The organism is Rhodosalinus halophilus, from assembly GCF_003298775.1.
GTDB lineage: Bacteria > Pseudomonadota > Alphaproteobacteria > Rhodobacterales > Rhodobacteraceae > Rhodosalinus > Rhodosalinus halophilus.
The window spans coordinates 13,293-26,796 of sequence record NZ_QNTQ01000002.1 but is presented as its reverse complement, the minus strand read 5'-3'; the positions used below and the strand labels follow the sequence as shown (position 1 = coordinate 26,796).

The following is a 13,504-nucleotide window of genomic DNA, read 5'->3' as shown; positions in this document are numbered from 1 at the left end:
ACAACGGTGCGCTTGTTGGACGGGCTGGCCGGCGCTACCTTCACGCAGTCCCGACGAGAGAACCACAGATGAACACGCCGACCCGTCCCGTTCCGAAACCCGCGCAGAAGGATGCCTACACGCTGATCCTCGACGCCATCGACAGCGGCGTCTACAAACCCGGCGACCGGCTTGTGGAATCCGAGCTGGCCGAGCGCTTCGGCGTGTCGCGCACGCCGATCCGCGAGGCGCTGCAGCGGCTCGAGACGCAGTCGCTGCTTACCCGCGACGGGCGCTCGCTGATCGTCTCCTCGCTCGATCACAACCAGATGGCCGAGCTCTACGTCGTGCGCTGCGAACTCGAAGGGCTGGCGGCGAGCCTCGCCGCGCGCCACGCGACCGGCGAGGAGATCCAGGTGCTGCGCGACATGGTCGAGGAGGACCGCGCGCTGCTCGACGACCCCTCCGCGCTGGCGCGGGCCAACCGGCGCTTCCACAAGATGATCCATCTCGCCTCGCACAACCGCTATCTCGTGCAGCAGCTCGACCTGGTGCATCGCTCCATGGCGCTGATGGCGACGACATCGCTCGCTGCGGAGGGGCGCGGCATCAAGGCGCTCGAGGAGCACGCGGCGATCGTCGATGCGATCGCGCGGCGCGACGAGCGCGCGGCGTACAGTGCGCTGCGCGACCACATCTCGGTGGCCTTCGTCACGCGGCTGAAGCTCGATTCGGCGGGGTCGGTCGAGGACGCCTAGCACGGCGCGCGCAGGCCCCGCGCGTATCTGGCGACGACCGGTTGCGCGGCGAGACGGACGGTGGATGATCCCGACATGGGGCAGGAGACGCCATGGAAAGAGGGTCGCGCGAACAGGCCGCGATGGAGGCGGCAGAGAGCTACTATCGGGCGATGGTGGGCGGGGACGCGGCTGCGCTGCGGAGCCTCTTCGATCCGCGTGCCGCGATCTCCGGCCATTTCGAAGGAGACTTTCTCTGGCAGGATCTCGACGGTTTCATCGCCGAAACCGAAAGCCTCGTCGGTCAACACGGCGAGGAGGTCTGCGTGGTCGAGGGGTTTCGACGAGATGGCGATATCGCGTGGGTCGCCGTGCGCGGCCGGTATAGCGGTCTGTGGTTCGTCGATCACTTGTCGATGGTCGAGGTCGACGGCCGCTGGCGGATCGTCGGCAAGACCTTCCATGTCGTGACCTAGGCTCGCGTCTCGCGCGGTTGTGCAGCCCGGCCCGGCGCGGGCGCCCGGCAGCCGGCTCACTTGTCCTCGCCGCGCAGGCCGCGCGCCTCGGCGCCGCGGGGTGCGCGTTCCGCGTCGAGCGAATGGCCGTGCGCGGTCTTGTCCCAGTAGAAGGGCGCCGAGACGAGTTCGTAGGCGGCCTTGTAGGAGGCGAGCGCCCCGATCGGGAAATAGAGGTGCATCGTCGGCACCCAGGGCACGAGGCCGCGATGCGCCGTGCTGCGCACCGCGACGACGGCGATCGCCACCGCCAGCGCCTCGGTCAGCAGAAAGGCCGTGCCGGCCCAGATCAGGGTGTCGCGGCCCAGCGGCCCCTCGAGCGGGTGCGGAATCCCCAGCGGCACCGCCCAGAAGCTCCACAGGAGCGGGGCGAGAAGAAACTGCGTCGTGGCCGTCAGCAGCAGCAGTTGCACGCCCCAGAACTTCCGCGGCCCGAGCTGGCGGAACAGCGCCCGGGGCCGCCGCATGTGCACGGCGTAGGTGAGCATGAAGCCCTTGAGCCAGCGCGACCTCTGCCGGATCCAGGGCAGCAGCCGGTTGTTCGCTTCTTCCTGGGTCACGATGTCGATCATCTCGGTCCGGTAGCCGTGCCGCGCGAGCCGGATGCCCAGGTCGCAGTCCTCGGTGACGTTGTGCGCATCCCAGCCGCCCAGGCGCTCGAGCGCGTCGCGCCGGAAGAAAAGCGTCGTGCCGCCCAGCGGGATGACCAGCCCGAGCCGGGCGAGGCCGGGCAGGACCACGCGGAACCAGCTCGCGTATTCGATCGTGAAGCAGCGGGCGATCCAGGTGGAATGCGGGTTGTAGTAGTCGAGCACGCCCTGCAGGCAAGCGACGTCGGGCGGCGCCTCGGCGAAGCGCGCGGCGACACGGATCAATTGATCCGGCTCGGGCGCGTCCTCGGCGTCGTAGATCCCCACGATCTCGCCGCGGCAGAAGTCCAGCGCATAGTTCATCGCCCTCGGCTTGGTGCGCGGCACGCCGTCCGGCACCTCGACCACCCGTATCCAGGGCGGCAGCGTCAGCTGCGCCAGCGCCGCGCGCGTCTTCCGGTCCTTTTCTTCAAGGATGAGCACCACGTCGAGCGACGCGCGGGGGTAGTCGAGCCTGCGCAGGCGCGCGATCAGCGCGGGCAGGATCTCCCCCTCGTCGAGCAGGGGTACGAGGATCGAGATGACGGGCGGGCGGTCGGGCAGCTTCGGCGGGGTCGGGCCGGGCCGTCGCGGTGCGGCGATCCGGGCGGCGAAGGCGACGGCCTTCATCCCTGTGGCCAGCGCGAGCGTGAGCGCTGCCCAGAGAAACAGCGCCCCGAAGAAGAGTCCCGGCACCAGCAGCAGGCAGCCCAGCGCCGAGAGCAGGATGGCCAGCGTGACGGCGCGGCGTTCCGGCGTGGGCTGCGACCAGTGCCGGCAGCTTTCCGCATCGGGCACCCGCTGCTCGGCGCGACGAGCCAGCGCCGGGCCATGGAGTCTGGCGACGGCCGCCTGGACGTCGGCCGCGCTGGCCACGGCCATCCGAACGGGCGCGAGGTGCTCGGGAAGCTCCGCAAGCCGGTCGTCGAAGCGCTCGGGGGCGCTGGTGGCGATCACGGTGGTGCCGTCCTCCACCCGCCAGGGCAGGAGCCCGTGGGTCAGGCAGTAGACCGGATCGAGCGCGCCGGTCAGGGCGGGGTCGGGCGGATCCTGGCCCAGGTCGATCGCCGGGACGCCGAACTGGAGCGCGAGCGCGCGGCGCAGCTGCGCCTCGGTGATCAGCCCTTCGGCGACGCAGATCCGCCCCAGCGGCGCGCGCATCTCCGCCTGCAGGCCGAGCACCCGCAAGAGATCCTGCGCGCCCATCAGGCCCAGATCGCAAAGGATCCGTCCGAGCGGCTGCCCGTAATGCGCCGTCACCCGCGTCGGGCGCGGCGCCTGAAGTGCCTGAGCCGTCACCGTCATGCCCGGCCTCTTTCATGCCGGACAAAGGTCAATCGTGAGTGGTTAACGGTAGGTTAACCCGGGTGCCTCAACTCGCGGGCTGCCGCTTGCGGGCCGCCATGTCGGCCGCGAACCGCTCGAACAGGTAGTAGCTGTCCTGCGGACCGGGGCTCGCCTCCGGGTGATACTGCACGGAATAGACCGGCCGCCCCTCCATCCGGATCCCGCAGTTGGATCCGTCGAAAAGCGAGACATGGGTCTCGCTCACCCCGGCGGGCAGCGTCTGCGCGTCCACGGCGAAGCCATGGTTCATCGAGGTGATCTCGACCTTGCCGGTCTCCAGATCCTTGACGGGATGGTTGGCGCCGTGGTGGCCGTGGTTCATCTTCACGGTCTTCGCGCCGAGCGCCAGCGCCAGCATCTGATGGCCCAGGCAGATGCCGAAGACCGGCAGATCGCGCTCCAGCACGCTGCGGATCATCGGCACGGCGTATTCACCCGTGGCCGCCGGATCGCCCGGCCCGTTGGACAGGAACACGCCGTCGGGCTCATGCGCGAGCACCTCTTCTGCCGTGGCCGTGGCCGGCAGCACCGTCACCTCGCAGCCCGCCGAGGCGAGACAGCGCAGGATGTTGCGCTTGGCGCCGTAATCGACGGCCACGACGCGATGACGCGCCTCGGTCTGGCGGGCGTAGCCCGCAGGCCAGGCCCAGCGCATCTCGTCCCAGCGGTAGGATTGCGCGCAGGTCACGTCGCGGGCGAGATCAAGCCCCTCGAGCCCCGGAAAGGCCCGGGCCGCCGTGACCAGCGCCTCGAGGTCGAAGCGGCCCTCGGGGTCGTGCGAGAGCGCGACATGCGGCGCGCCCTGCTGCCGGATCGCGCGGGTGAGCCGCCGGGTGTCCACCCCGCCGATCGCGATGCGCCCGCGCTTTCCCAGCCAGTCGCCCAGGGGCTCGGCCGCGCGCCAGTTCGACGGCTCGGTCGGATCCCATTTGACCACCATGCCGGCCGCCACAGGCTCGGCCGTTTCGTCGTCTTCTGGGTTCACGCCGACATTGCCGATGTGCGGGAAGGTGAAGGTCACGATCTGGCCGGCATAGGAGGGGTCGGTCATGATCTCCTGATAGCCGGTCATCGCGGTGTTGAAGCACAGCTCGGCGACGGTCTGGCCCGTGGCCCCGAACCCGCGGCCGTAGAACACGGTGCCGTCGGCGAGCGCGAGGCAGGCGGTCGGATGCGAAGGCTGGGGCATGGCGGCTCTCCGAGTGATCCAGCTCTACCTATGTGGGCCTCGCGGCCGGGTCAAGCATGGGCTGAAATCTGGAAAATATAGCAATATCATAGAGTTGCGTTTCATCGGCGCAGAGTTGCGCCGGTCCGGGCTCTTGGATAAGGTCCGGGGTCTGGAACCTCATGGGGATGGGGAGCGAGCGATGGAGCTTCGCCGGCGGATCAACGCTGCGCTCAAGCAGGCGATGAAGGACAAGGAGGGCGAGCGTCTGGCGACGCTGCGGCTCATCAACGCCGCGATCAAGGATCGCGAGATCGCGTTGCGCGGCGAGGAGGGCGAGCAGACCGTGGGCGATGCCGAAGTGCTCGAGATCCTGTCCAAGATGGTCAAGCAGCGCAACGAAAGCGTCCGCGCCTATGAAGAGGGCGGGCGGCTCGATCTTGCGCAGGCCGAGCAGGACGAGATCGCGGTGATCGAGGAATTCCTGCCGCGCAAGCTCTCGGACGCGGAGGTCGAAAAGGCCATCGACGCCGCGGTCGCCGATGTCGGCGCGGACTCGATCCGCGACATGGGCAAGGTCATGGGCGTGCTGAAGTCGAAATATACCGGGCAGATGGACTTCGGTTCGGCGGCCGCAAAGATCAAGGCGCGTCTGGGCTAGGAAAGGCGCGCGCGACGGCCTCGCGCTCCGCCGCGCCGACCGCGAAGCGCGCCACGAAGCGGGTCTTGAAGCCGACGCGGCCGCGGCGCAGGCCGAAGTTTTCCCCGTGGTTGAGCTCGTAGAGCACCAGCGGGCGCGGCAGACGGCTGAGCCGGCGGCCCGCCAGCGCCGCGAGATAGGGGAACATCCGGTGTTCGTGCGCCGTCATCGCGGCGAGAAACGCGGTGGTCTCCGGCTCCTGCGCGAGATCGAAGCGCAACGCGGCGCAGCTGCCGCAGAGTTTCCAGAAGGGTTTGCGCAGCGGCGCGGCCGGCGTCGGCGGCGCAGCGCGGGCGACCGCGCCGGTCGCGGCGTCGCGCACATAGCCCTCTGCGGCCAGCCAGCCGCCGGCCACCTCCCGCGCCAGCATCTCCGGGACGAGCGCGGGATGCGCGAGATCGTCGGCGTCGAAGCTCATGACGTAGCCCGCGCCCAGGCCGGCATGTGGCAGCGCACGCGCGAGCATGTCCAGCTTGGCCCATTTGTCGTTGCCCTCGACCGGCGTTTTGAAGGGCAGGAAGGTCACGCGCGCATCCTCCGGCAGGTCGGGGCGATCCTGCCCGCAGATCAGCGCACGCCAGCGCGGGTCGCTCTGGCGGCGCAGGCTCTCCACCGTCGCGGCGAGCCGGCCGGTCACCGCGTCCCAGTCGCCCACATGGTGCCGGCCCACGAAGGGGATCAGAAAGACGACGCCCTCGGGCGCGGCCCGCGCCGGCCCGCGCGCGCGCAGCCGGAGCGCCGCCGTCTCCGAGGCGGCCAGCGGCGCCGGCGCGGGCAGGCCGAGACTCGCACGCGCGAGCGTGGCTGCGCGGCGCAGCTTCGGCGTGGCGGGGGCCTGGGTCACGGATCAGAGCCGGGCGGTGGCGCTCAGACGGGCGCGCAGGTCGCCATAGAGCGCCTTGCGCTCTTCTTCCGACAGGAAGGCGCCGATCTCCACCTCGCGGCCGCTGCCGCGCAGGGTGACGTAGTTGGGCACCGGCCCGCCCTGCGCGTGCAATTCGACCCGTGTCCAGTACGGATTGCTCTCCCACTCCTGCAGCGGCCCGCGCGGGTTGCGCCGGGTGAGCCGGATCGCCTCCGGGGTAAGGCGAAGCTCTTCCAGGATTTCGCCGTCGCGGTAGCTGCGGCGCAGCGCGATCCAGATCCCGCCCACTGTCAGCAGCACGAAGGGCAGCAGACCCCAGAGCACCGGCGTGCCGATCACGGCGATGAGCGGCAGGCAGATGAAGGCGAAGGTGCCGAGGATGAAGGCCGCGAAACCGGGCAGGGGCAGCGAGCGGTGCGGCCAGAGCCGCAGCTGCGCGCCGGCAAGCGGATCCTCGGTCTCGGTCCAGGCATAGGGCATGGCGTCAGCTTATGCGGAAAGAAAAGGGAGGCAAGCCCGCGGCCCGCCTCCCCTCTGCGTCTTTTTCGGCCGCCGTCAGTGCGCCGGGCTGCGGTCCCAGTCCTCGCGCTCGGGGAGCTGCTCGAAGGTGTGCTCCGGCGGCGGGGTGGGCAGCGTCCACTCCAGCGTGTCGGCGTATTCGTTCCAGTAGTTGTTCTCCGTGATCCGTGCGCCGCGGAAGATGGCGTAGGTGATGAAGACCAGGAAGAACACGAAGCTGGCGAAGGCGATGAAGGCGCCGATCGAGCTGACGTAGTTCCAGTAGGCGAAGGCCTCCGGGTAGTCGATGTAGCGCCGCGGCATGCCCTGCCGGCCGAGGAAGTGCTGCGGGAAGAAGGTGAGGTTGGCCCCGATGAAGAAGGTCCAGAAGTGCAGCTTGCCGGCCCATTCGGGATACTGCCGGCCGGTCATCTTGCCGAACCAGTAGTAGATCGCGGCGAAGATGCCGAAGACGGCGCCGAGGCTCATGACGTAGTGGAAGTGCGCCACGACGTAGTAGGTGTCGTGATAGGCGCGGTCCACGCCCGCCTGGCTCAGCACGATCCCCGTCACGCCGCCCAGCGTGAACAGGAACAGGAAGCCGAAGGCCCAGAGCATCGGCGTCTTGAACTCGATCGAGCCCCCCCACATCGTGGCGATCCAGCTGAACACCTTGATGCCGGTGGGCACCGCGATGACCATCGTGGCCAGCATGAAGTAGCTCTGCTGCGTCACGCTCATGCCGACGGTGTACATGTGGTGCGCCCAGACGACGAAGCCCAGCGCGCCGATGGCGATCATCGCCCAGACCATCGGCAGGTAGCCGAAGATCGGCTTGCGCGAGAAGGTGGCGACCACGTGGCTGATCACGCCGAAGGCCGGCAGGATCAGGATGTAGACCTCCGGATGCCCGAAGAACCAGAAGATGTGCTGGTAAAGCACCGGGTCGCCGCCGCCCGCCGGGTCGAAGAAGGTCGTCCCGAAGTTGCGGTCGGTCAGCAGCATGGTGATCGCGCCCGCGAGAACGGGAAGCGACAGCAGAAGCATCCAGGCGGTGATGAAGATCGACCACGCGAAGAGCGGCACCTTGAAGAGCGTCATGCCCGGCGCGCGCATGTTCAGGAAGGTGGTGATCATGTTGATCGAGCCGAGGATCGAGGACGCGCCCACCACGTGGATCGCGAAGATCGCGAGGTCGGTGGACATGCCCATCTCGGTGGTCGAGAGCGGCGGGTAGAGCACCCAGCCCACGCCGGAGCCCAGCTGCCCGTTGCCCCCCGGCGAGAAGAGCGAGGCGAAGGCGAGCGCGGTGCCGGCGACGTAGAGCCAGTAGCTTAGGTTGTTCATCCGCGGAAACGCCATGTCCGGCGCGCCGATCTGCAGCGGCATGAAGTAGTTGCCGAAGCCGCCGAAGAGCGCGGGGATCACCACGAAGAACATCATCAGGATGCCGTGGTAGGTGATCAGCACGTTCCACAGATGACCGTTGGGCGTGCAGGCGCCCTCGGCCGCGGCGGTCACGCGCGCACCTTCGAGGCACATGTACTGCACCCCGGGCTCCATGAGCTCCATCCGCATGTAGACGGTGAAGGCGACGGCGATGAAACCCACCACCGCGGAGGTGATGAGATACAGGATGCCGATGTCCTTGTGATTCGTGGACATGAACCACCGGGTGAAGAACCCGCGATGGTCCTCGTGGGCGTGGCTGGAAATGGCGGCGTCTGCCATGAGGCCTCCTCGTGCTGGCGACCGGGTCTCGCGCGCTGCTGCCTGCGCGGCCCGTGTTTTTCCCATTCGTGTTCTAGAATGCCTCCGCGCGGGGGGCAATGTGCCGATGCGCCGCAAGGCGCGAAAAAATGCCACGGTATACCGCGGCGTGCGGGCGTTCAGGCGCGCGGCCCCTTCCCGCAGGCCGCGCGCCGCCCCAGATTGGCCGCGTCACGAAAAAGGAGCGACGGATGCGTCACGCGATTCTCGATCTCGCCCCGGTGCCCGAGGGCGCGGATGCGGCGCAGGCGATCGCCAACAGCGTCGATCTCGCGCGTCACGCCGAGCGCTGGGGCTACCACCGCCACTGGCTGGCCGAGCATCACAACATGCCCGGCATCGCCTCGGCCGCGACGTCGGTGCTGATCGCACATATCGCCGCGCAGACGCAGCGGATCCGGGTCGGCGCGGGCGGGATCATGCTGCCCAACCACGCGCCGCTCACCATCGCCGAGCAGTTCGGCACGCTGGCCGAGATCCACGGCGACCGCATCGACCTGGGCCTCGGCCGCGCGCCGGGCGGCGACATGGCCGTGTTCCGCGCGCTCAGACGGGGCGGGGAGGGCGACCGCTTCCCCGAGGACGTGCTGGAGCTTCTCTCCTATCTCGGCCCGCCGCGCCCGGACGCCGCCGTGCGCGCGCATCCGGGCGAGGGCACGCGCGTGCCCGTCTACATCCTGGGCTCGTCGCTCTACGGCGCGCAGCTCGCCGCGCATCTGGGGCTGCCCTACACCTTCGCCGCGCATTTCGCGCCCGCCGCGCTCGACCAGGCGGCGCGCCTCTACCGCGAGAGCTTCAGCCCCTCGGCGCATCTGGATCGGCCGTATTTCATGCTGGCGGTCAACGTCTTCGCCGCCGAAACGGATGCCGAAGGCGCCTATCTGCGGACCACCATGCAGCAGGCCTTCGCCCGCCTGCGCCAGGGCCGGCCCGGCAAGCTGCCCCGCCCGGTCGAGGACATCGACGCCGAGATCGGGCCGGAGGTGCGCGCCGCCGTGGACGAGGCGCTGCGCATCTCGGCGGTGGGCGCCCCGGGCACGGTGCGCGCGCAGCTCGCCGGCTTGATCGACCGCTATCGCCCCGACGAGCTGATCCTGACGGGACAGATCCACGACCACGCCGCGCGCCTGCGCTCCTTCGAGATCGCCGCCGAGGTGCTGGCCGACATGAAAGCCGCCGCCTAACCCACCGCCCGCTCGAACGTCCGCCGGAGCGCCACGTCCAGATCCCCCATCTCCACCGGCAGGCCGAGGTCGACGAGGCTGGTGACGCCGTGGCCCTCGATGCCGCAGGGGACGATGCCGTCGAAGTGCGAGAGGTCCGGGTCCACGTTGATCGCGATGCCGTGGAAGCTCACCCAGCGGCGCAGGCGGATGCCGATGGCGGCGATCTTGTCCTCGCGGGGCGTGCCGTCGGGCAGGGGGGGCTTTTCGGGGCGGGCGACCCAGACGCCCACGCGGCCCTCGCGCAACTCGCCGCGGACGCCGAACTCGCCCAGCGCCGCGATCACCCAGCCCTCCAGCGCGGCCACGAAGCGGCGCACGTCGCGGCCCCGGCGGCCCACGTCGAGCATCACGTAGACCACCCGCTGGCCCGGCCCGTGGTAGGTGTATTGCCCGCCACGGCGCGTCTCGAAGACCGGGAAGCGGTCGGGTGCGCGCAGATCCTCCGGCCTGGCCGAGGTGCCCGCGGTGTAGAGCGGCGGATGCTCCAGAAGCCAGATCGCCTCGCCCGCGCGGCCCTCGGCGATGGCTGCGGCGCGCGCCTCCATCTTCGAGACGGCGTCCGGGTAGGGCACGAGCCCCTGCGACGTGATCCATTCGACCATGCGCGGTCTCTAGGCCTGCGGCCATGACCTGTCAAAGCGCTCTGCCGACACGCGGCCCGGTCCGGCGCACGGCTGCGCGGCGGACACGATCCACCGGCCGCGCCTCGCAGGTGGCCCATCGCACTTGCATCGCGGCATGGGCGGGCGGGTGCCGCCGGAAAAAGTCCATATTCGCCAAAAGCTTCGCCAGAAAGGCCGATGTGCACCGAGGGCTGCCGGCCTGTCCCGAGGCGCGCCGCGCCGGGCCGCGATCCGGTGCACGCGCAGCCGCTTGCGGCAAATCCCCGGAATACCCCTTGAAACCCGCCGGCGGCCTCGTCTATATCGCGCAGCACTACCAGCGGCGTGCGGTCGTGGCGGAATTGGTAGACGCGCAGCGTTGAGGTCGCTGTGGGGTAACACCCGTGGAAGTTCGAGTCTTCTCGACCGCACCAAACGATCCCATGTTCCTGACGACCGGCGTGGTGCGCGCAACTTGCGCAGTCTCGGTCAGTCGGTTTCTGGGGGGCCGTCTGTCGCCCGAGCCTCCTCGAGAGGCACCCGTGTCACCGGCAGATCGGCGAGCAGCCCGTCCACCACGGCGCGTTCGCGCGGGATGAGCTGGCGGGCGCGCGGGTAGTGCGGCGCGGCGCGGTCGTCGAGCACGGGCGCCTCCCAGCCGGCCGTCGTCTCGGCGAAGCGCTCGGCGCCTTTCACGCCGTATTCTGCGAGAAAGCCCTGCACGACCACGTCGATGTAGCTCAGAAGGATCGGATGCCGCAGGCTCGGCGCATCATGCCCCTCGGGGCGCAGGCGGTAGAGCGCCACCTCGGGCGTGCCTGCGGCCGCGTGGCGGACGTCGTGCGTGACGGGGTGCCGGCTGTAGGCGGCCTCGCGCGCGTCGAGCGCGGCCCAGTCGCCGCCGGGCACCGCCGCGATCAGCCCGTCGATCTCGACGCCCGGGGCGGGCTCGACCGAGAGAAAGGCCACCGGCCGTATGCGGACGTGCCGCCAGACCCGGCGCCAGCCCGACACCCGCGCCCTGTGGGCCGCCGCGTAGTCGTGCGTGGCGCGGTTGACGAGGCTGCCGTAGCCGAAGAAATGCGGGTGATGGAGCATGACGGGCCAGAGATTGATATCTTCTTGATGCATGTCAAACCGGGGCGCGCGATCTTCGGGCAGTCTGGCGCGAGTTTCCGCTTCGAGGGGTCTCCGTCTTGCGCGTCACCAAGCGAACCAACATCGCGCTCCGGATCCTGATGTATTGCGCCATGAACGGCGGCCGGCTCGTCACGAAACACGAGATCGCCGAGCGCTGCAACGCGTCCGAGAACCACATGGCGCAGGTGGTCAACCAGCTCGCGCAGCTGGGCTACCTGCGGACCCAGCGCGGGCGCAACGGCGGGCTGGGGCTCGCGCGGCCGGCCGCGGAGATTCGCGTCGGCGCCGTCTTCCGCGCGCTCGAGGCGCCGGTTCCCATCGCCGAGTGCTTCGCCGACGCCGACAACACCTGCCCCCTGGTCGAGGCCTGTCGGCTGCGGCTCGCGCTCACCGACGCGATCGAGAGCTTCTTCGCGCATCTCGACGAGATCACCCTCGACGCCCTCGTTTGCGACAATCCGGCGCTCGAGGCGCTGCTGAGCCCGCCGGCCTGCCGCTGAGCCCTTGCGGCCGGTCGGGCCGCGCGCTACGTTCCCGCCCGTCAGATCGGGAGAACCGGCCGCGGGCCGGTGCCGAAGGAGCAACCGCCCCGGAAACTCTCAGGCTTCAGGACCGGTCCGGCGACAGGAACTCTGGAGAGAGGCGCGCGAGGACGCGCCCGCCGAAGGGATAGCGATCTCAGGCGAAAGGACAGAGGGGGCATCGCGTGGCGGGCGGAAGGCGGCCCGCCGGAACGGGGTGCCGGGGAGGCTTCACGCACCGGCGAGACAGGAAGGGCAGGCCATGTCCGGGCTCGACCGACTGCCGCTCGACGCGCTGCACCGCGACCTCGGCGCGCGCATGGCGGAATTCGCCGGCACCGAGATGCCGATGCAGTATGCCGGGGTCATCGCGGAACACGAGCAGGCCCGCAGCCGTGCCGCGCTCTTCGATGTAAGCCACATGGGCCAGGTGGTGCTGCACGCACCGGCAGAGGTGGCCGCGGCGGCGCTGGAGCGGCTGGTGCCGCAGGACGTGGCCGGCCTGAAGCCGGGGCGCCAGCGCTACGGCTTCTTCACGAATCCCGACGGCGGCATCGAGGACGATCTGATGATCGCCAACTACGGCGATACGCTCCGGCTGGTGGTGAACGCCGCGCGCAAGGCGGCCGACCTCGCGCTGCTGCGCGCCGGCCTGCCCGAGGGTGTGGCGGCGGAGCTTCTTGCCGACCGGGCGCTGCTCGCGCTGCAGGGGCCTGAGGCGGAGGCGGCGCTCGCGCCGCTCGCGCCCGGGGCGGCCGCGATGCGATTCATGGATGTGGCGGAGTTCGAGGTGGCGGGCGTGCCCGCCTGGGTGTCGCGCTCGGGTTACACGGGCGAGGACGGCTACGAGATCTCGCTGCCCGCCGACCGGGCCGAGGACGTGGCGCGCGCGCTGCTCGACCGGCCGGAGGTGGCGCCCGCGGGGCTCGGCGCGCGCGACACCCTTCGGCTCGAGGCCGGGCTCTGCCTTTACGGGCAGGACATCGACAGCGGCACCACGCCGGTCGAGGCGGGCCTCGGCTGGGCGATCCAGAAGGCGCGGCGCGCAGGCGGCGCGCGCGCGGGCGGCTTCCCGGGCGCGGCGCGCATCCTGAACGAGATGGACGAGGGCGCGGCGCGTGCCCGCGTCGGTCTGCGCCCCGAGGGCCGCGCACCGATGCGCGCGGGCGTGCCGCTCTATGCGCAGCAGGAGGGCGGCGCGCCGCTGGGCGCCGTCACGTCGGGCGGCTTCGGCCCCACCGTGGGGGCGCCCGTCGCGATGGGCTACGTTCCCGCCGGGCTCGCGCGGCAGGGACAGCGCCTTTTCGGCGAGGTGCGGGGCAGGCGGCTGCCGGTGACGGTCAGCGATCTGCCCTTCGTATCGGCAAGTTACAAGACCTGATGAGCGAGAGAGGGACGGCATGAAATACACCGAGGATCACGAATGGCTGCGCGAGGAGGACGGCGTCTACGTCGTCGGCATCACCGAGCATGCCGCCGAGCAGCTGGGCGACGTGGTGTTCGTGGAACTGCCCGAAGAGGGCGCCACCGTCACCCGCGACGACGAGATCGTGGTCATCGAGAGCGTCAAGGCCGCCTCCGACATCCTCGCGCCCGTGGACGGCGAGATCGTCGAGGTGAACGAGGCGATCGTGGAGAACCCGGCGATGGTCAACGAGGATCCGCTCGGCGACGCCTGGTTCTTCAAGATCCGGCCCTCCGACTCCGCGCAGCTCGACGACCTGATGGACGAGGCGGCCTACAAGGAGCTGATCGGCTGACGCCCGCCCGCGGGACGCGCCGCGCGCGCGCCTCCGGCGGGTATTCA

Annotated in this window: 14 protein-coding genes, 1 tRNA gene and 1 riboswitch; of the genes, 8 read left to right on the top strand and 7 right to left on the bottom strand. The window is 70.1% G+C overall.

Going from position 1 to position 13,504, the window contains the following annotated elements:
• Positions 1-68: 68 nt before the first annotated feature.
• A complete protein-coding gene (locus tag DRV85_RS02230; RefSeq protein ID WP_113287810.1) occupies positions 69-737 on the top strand; it encodes a GntR family transcriptional regulator in 669 nt (222 codons plus the stop codon).
• A gap of 92 nt (positions 738-829) precedes the next feature.
• Positions 830-1,192, top strand: coding sequence for a nuclear transport factor 2 family protein (locus DRV85_RS02225; protein WP_113287809.1), 363 nt, complete (start codon positions 830-832; stop codon positions 1,190-1,192).
• A 56-nt stretch (positions 1,193-1,248) separates the two neighbouring features.
• On the opposite strand, the gene DRV85_RS02220 is transcribed toward DRV85_RS02225, so the two are convergent.
• Positions 1,249-3,165: a glycosyltransferase gene (locus tag DRV85_RS02220; RefSeq protein ID WP_233495376.1), complete on the bottom strand. Its 1,917-nt coding sequence runs from the start codon at positions 3,163-3,165 to the stop codon at positions 1,249-1,251.
• Positions 3,166-3,232: 67 nt separating this feature from the next.
• Positions 3,233-4,396, bottom strand: a complete 1,164-nt coding sequence (gene carA, locus DRV85_RS02215) for a glutamine-hydrolyzing carbamoyl-phosphate synthase small subunit (RefSeq protein ID WP_113287808.1) — start codon at positions 4,394-4,396, stop codon at positions 3,233-3,235.
• A 181-nt stretch (positions 4,397-4,577) separates the two neighbouring features.
• Here carA and DRV85_RS02210 point away from each other — a divergent pair, with 181 nt between their 5' ends.
• Positions 4,578-5,036 carry a GatB/YqeY domain-containing protein gene (locus DRV85_RS02210; protein WP_113287807.1) on the top strand — a complete coding sequence of 153 codons (459 nt, stop codon included), beginning with the start codon at positions 4,578-4,580 and terminating at the stop codon, positions 5,034-5,036.
• Here the strand turns inward: DRV85_RS02210 and DRV85_RS02205 are convergent.
• The 3 genes from DRV85_RS02205 to ctaD all read right to left on the bottom strand — a co-directional run bounded on the left by DRV85_RS02205 (position 5,017) and on the right by ctaD (position 8,169).
• Positions 5,017-5,919, bottom strand: coding sequence for a hypothetical protein (locus tag DRV85_RS02205; protein WP_113287806.1), 903 nt, complete (start codon positions 5,917-5,919; stop codon positions 5,017-5,019). The genes DRV85_RS02210 and DRV85_RS02205 overlap by 20 nt on opposite strands.
• A gap of 3 nt (positions 5,920-5,922) precedes the next feature.
• On the bottom strand, positions 5,923-6,420 hold the full coding sequence (locus DRV85_RS02200) for a DUF2244 domain-containing protein (RefSeq protein WP_113287805.1): 498 nt from the start codon (positions 6,418-6,420) through the stop codon (positions 5,923-5,925).
• A 75-nt stretch (positions 6,421-6,495) separates the two neighbouring features.
• Positions 6,496-8,169 carry a cytochrome c oxidase subunit I gene (ctaD, locus tag DRV85_RS02195; RefSeq protein WP_113287804.1) on the bottom strand — a complete coding sequence of 558 codons (1,674 nt, stop codon included), beginning with the start codon at positions 8,167-8,169 and terminating at the stop codon, positions 6,496-6,498.
• Between the two features lie 230 nt (positions 8,170-8,399).
• Here ctaD and DRV85_RS02190 point away from each other — a divergent pair, with 230 nt between their 5' ends.
• Positions 8,400-9,392, top strand: coding sequence for an LLM class flavin-dependent oxidoreductase (locus DRV85_RS02190; protein ID WP_113287803.1), 993 nt, complete (start codon positions 8,400-8,402; stop codon positions 9,390-9,392).
• Here DRV85_RS02190 and lipB read toward each other — a convergent pair.
• On the bottom strand, positions 9,389-10,036 hold the full coding sequence (gene lipB, locus DRV85_RS02185; RefSeq protein ID WP_113287802.1) for a lipoyl(octanoyl) transferase LipB: 648 nt from the start codon (positions 10,034-10,036) through the stop codon (positions 9,389-9,391). The two genes, DRV85_RS02190 and lipB, sit on opposite strands and share 4 nt — an antisense overlap.
• Before the next feature lie 347 nt (positions 10,037-10,383).
• Between lipB and DRV85_RS02180 the strand changes: the two genes are divergently transcribed.
• Positions 10,384-10,470: transfer RNA gene (locus DRV85_RS02180), tRNA-Leu, on the top strand.
• 55 nt (positions 10,471-10,525) lie between these two features.
• Here DRV85_RS02180 and DRV85_RS02175 read toward each other — a convergent pair.
• Positions 10,526-11,167, bottom strand: a complete 642-nt coding sequence (locus tag DRV85_RS02175) for a gamma-glutamylcyclotransferase family protein (protein WP_233495375.1) — start codon at positions 11,165-11,167, stop codon at positions 10,526-10,528.
• Positions 11,168-11,232: 65 nt separating this feature from the next.
• Here DRV85_RS02175 and DRV85_RS02170 point away from each other — a divergent pair, with 65 nt between their 5' ends.
• From DRV85_RS02170 to gcvH, 3 genes are all read left to right on the top strand, one after another.
• Positions 11,233-11,676: an RrF2 family transcriptional regulator gene (locus DRV85_RS02170; protein WP_113287801.1), complete on the top strand. Its 444-nt coding sequence runs from the start codon at positions 11,233-11,235 to the stop codon at positions 11,674-11,676.
• Positions 11,677-11,713: 37 nt separating this feature from the next.
• Positions 11,714-11,801: riboswitch (glycine riboswitch) on the top strand.
• 158 nt (positions 11,802-11,959) lie between these two features.
• Entirely contained in the window at positions 11,960-13,078 is a 1,119-nt protein-coding gene (gcvT, locus tag DRV85_RS02165) for a glycine cleavage system aminomethyltransferase GcvT (RefSeq protein ID WP_113287800.1), read from the top strand.
• Between the two features lie 19 nt (positions 13,079-13,097).
• Positions 13,098-13,457: a glycine cleavage system protein GcvH gene (gene gcvH / locus DRV85_RS02160; RefSeq protein ID WP_113287799.1), complete on the top strand. Its 360-nt coding sequence runs from the start codon at positions 13,098-13,100 to the stop codon at positions 13,455-13,457.
• The last annotated feature ends 47 nt before the right edge of the window (positions 13,458-13,504 follow it).

Excerpts from the sequence above, each read along its gene's own strand:
- DRV85_RS02230 (WP_113287810.1), top strand. The coding sequence starts at position 69 with ATGAACACGCCGACCCGTCCCGTTCCGAAACCCGCGCAGAAGGATGCC.
- carA (WP_113287808.1), bottom strand. The coding sequence starts at position 4,396 with ATGCCCCAGCCTTCGCATCCGACCGCCTGCCTCGCGCTCGCCGACGGC.
- DRV85_RS02220 (WP_233495376.1), bottom strand. The coding sequence starts at position 3,165 with ATGACGGTGACGGCTCAGGCACTTCAGGCGCCGCGCCCGACGCGGGTG.
- DRV85_RS02190 (WP_113287803.1), top strand. The coding sequence starts at position 8,400 with ATGCGTCACGCGATTCTCGATCTCGCCCCGGTGCCCGAGGGCGCGGAT.
- DRV85_RS02225 (WP_113287809.1), top strand. The coding sequence starts at position 830 with ATGGAAAGAGGGTCGCGCGAACAGGCCGCGATGGAGGCGGCAGAGAGC.
- gcvT (WP_113287800.1), top strand. The coding sequence starts at position 11,960 with ATGTCCGGGCTCGACCGACTGCCGCTCGACGCGCTGCACCGCGACCTC.
- gcvH (WP_113287799.1), top strand. The coding sequence starts at position 13,098 with ATGAAATACACCGAGGATCACGAATGGCTGCGCGAGGAGGACGGCGTC.
- DRV85_RS02210 (WP_113287807.1), top strand. The coding sequence starts at position 4,578 with ATGGAGCTTCGCCGGCGGATCAACGCTGCGCTCAAGCAGGCGATGAAG.
- ctaD (WP_113287804.1), bottom strand. The coding sequence starts at position 8,169 with ATGGCAGACGCCGCCATTTCCAGCCACGCCCACGAGGACCATCGCGGG.
- DRV85_RS02200 (WP_113287805.1), bottom strand. The coding sequence starts at position 6,420 with ATGCCCTATGCCTGGACCGAGACCGAGGATCCGCTTGCCGGCGCGCAG.
- lipB (WP_113287802.1), bottom strand. The coding sequence starts at position 10,036 with ATGGTCGAATGGATCACGTCGCAGGGGCTCGTGCCCTACCCGGACGCC.
- DRV85_RS02175 (WP_233495375.1), bottom strand. The coding sequence starts at position 11,167 with ATGCATCAAGAAGATATCAATCTCTGGCCCGTCATGCTCCATCACCCG.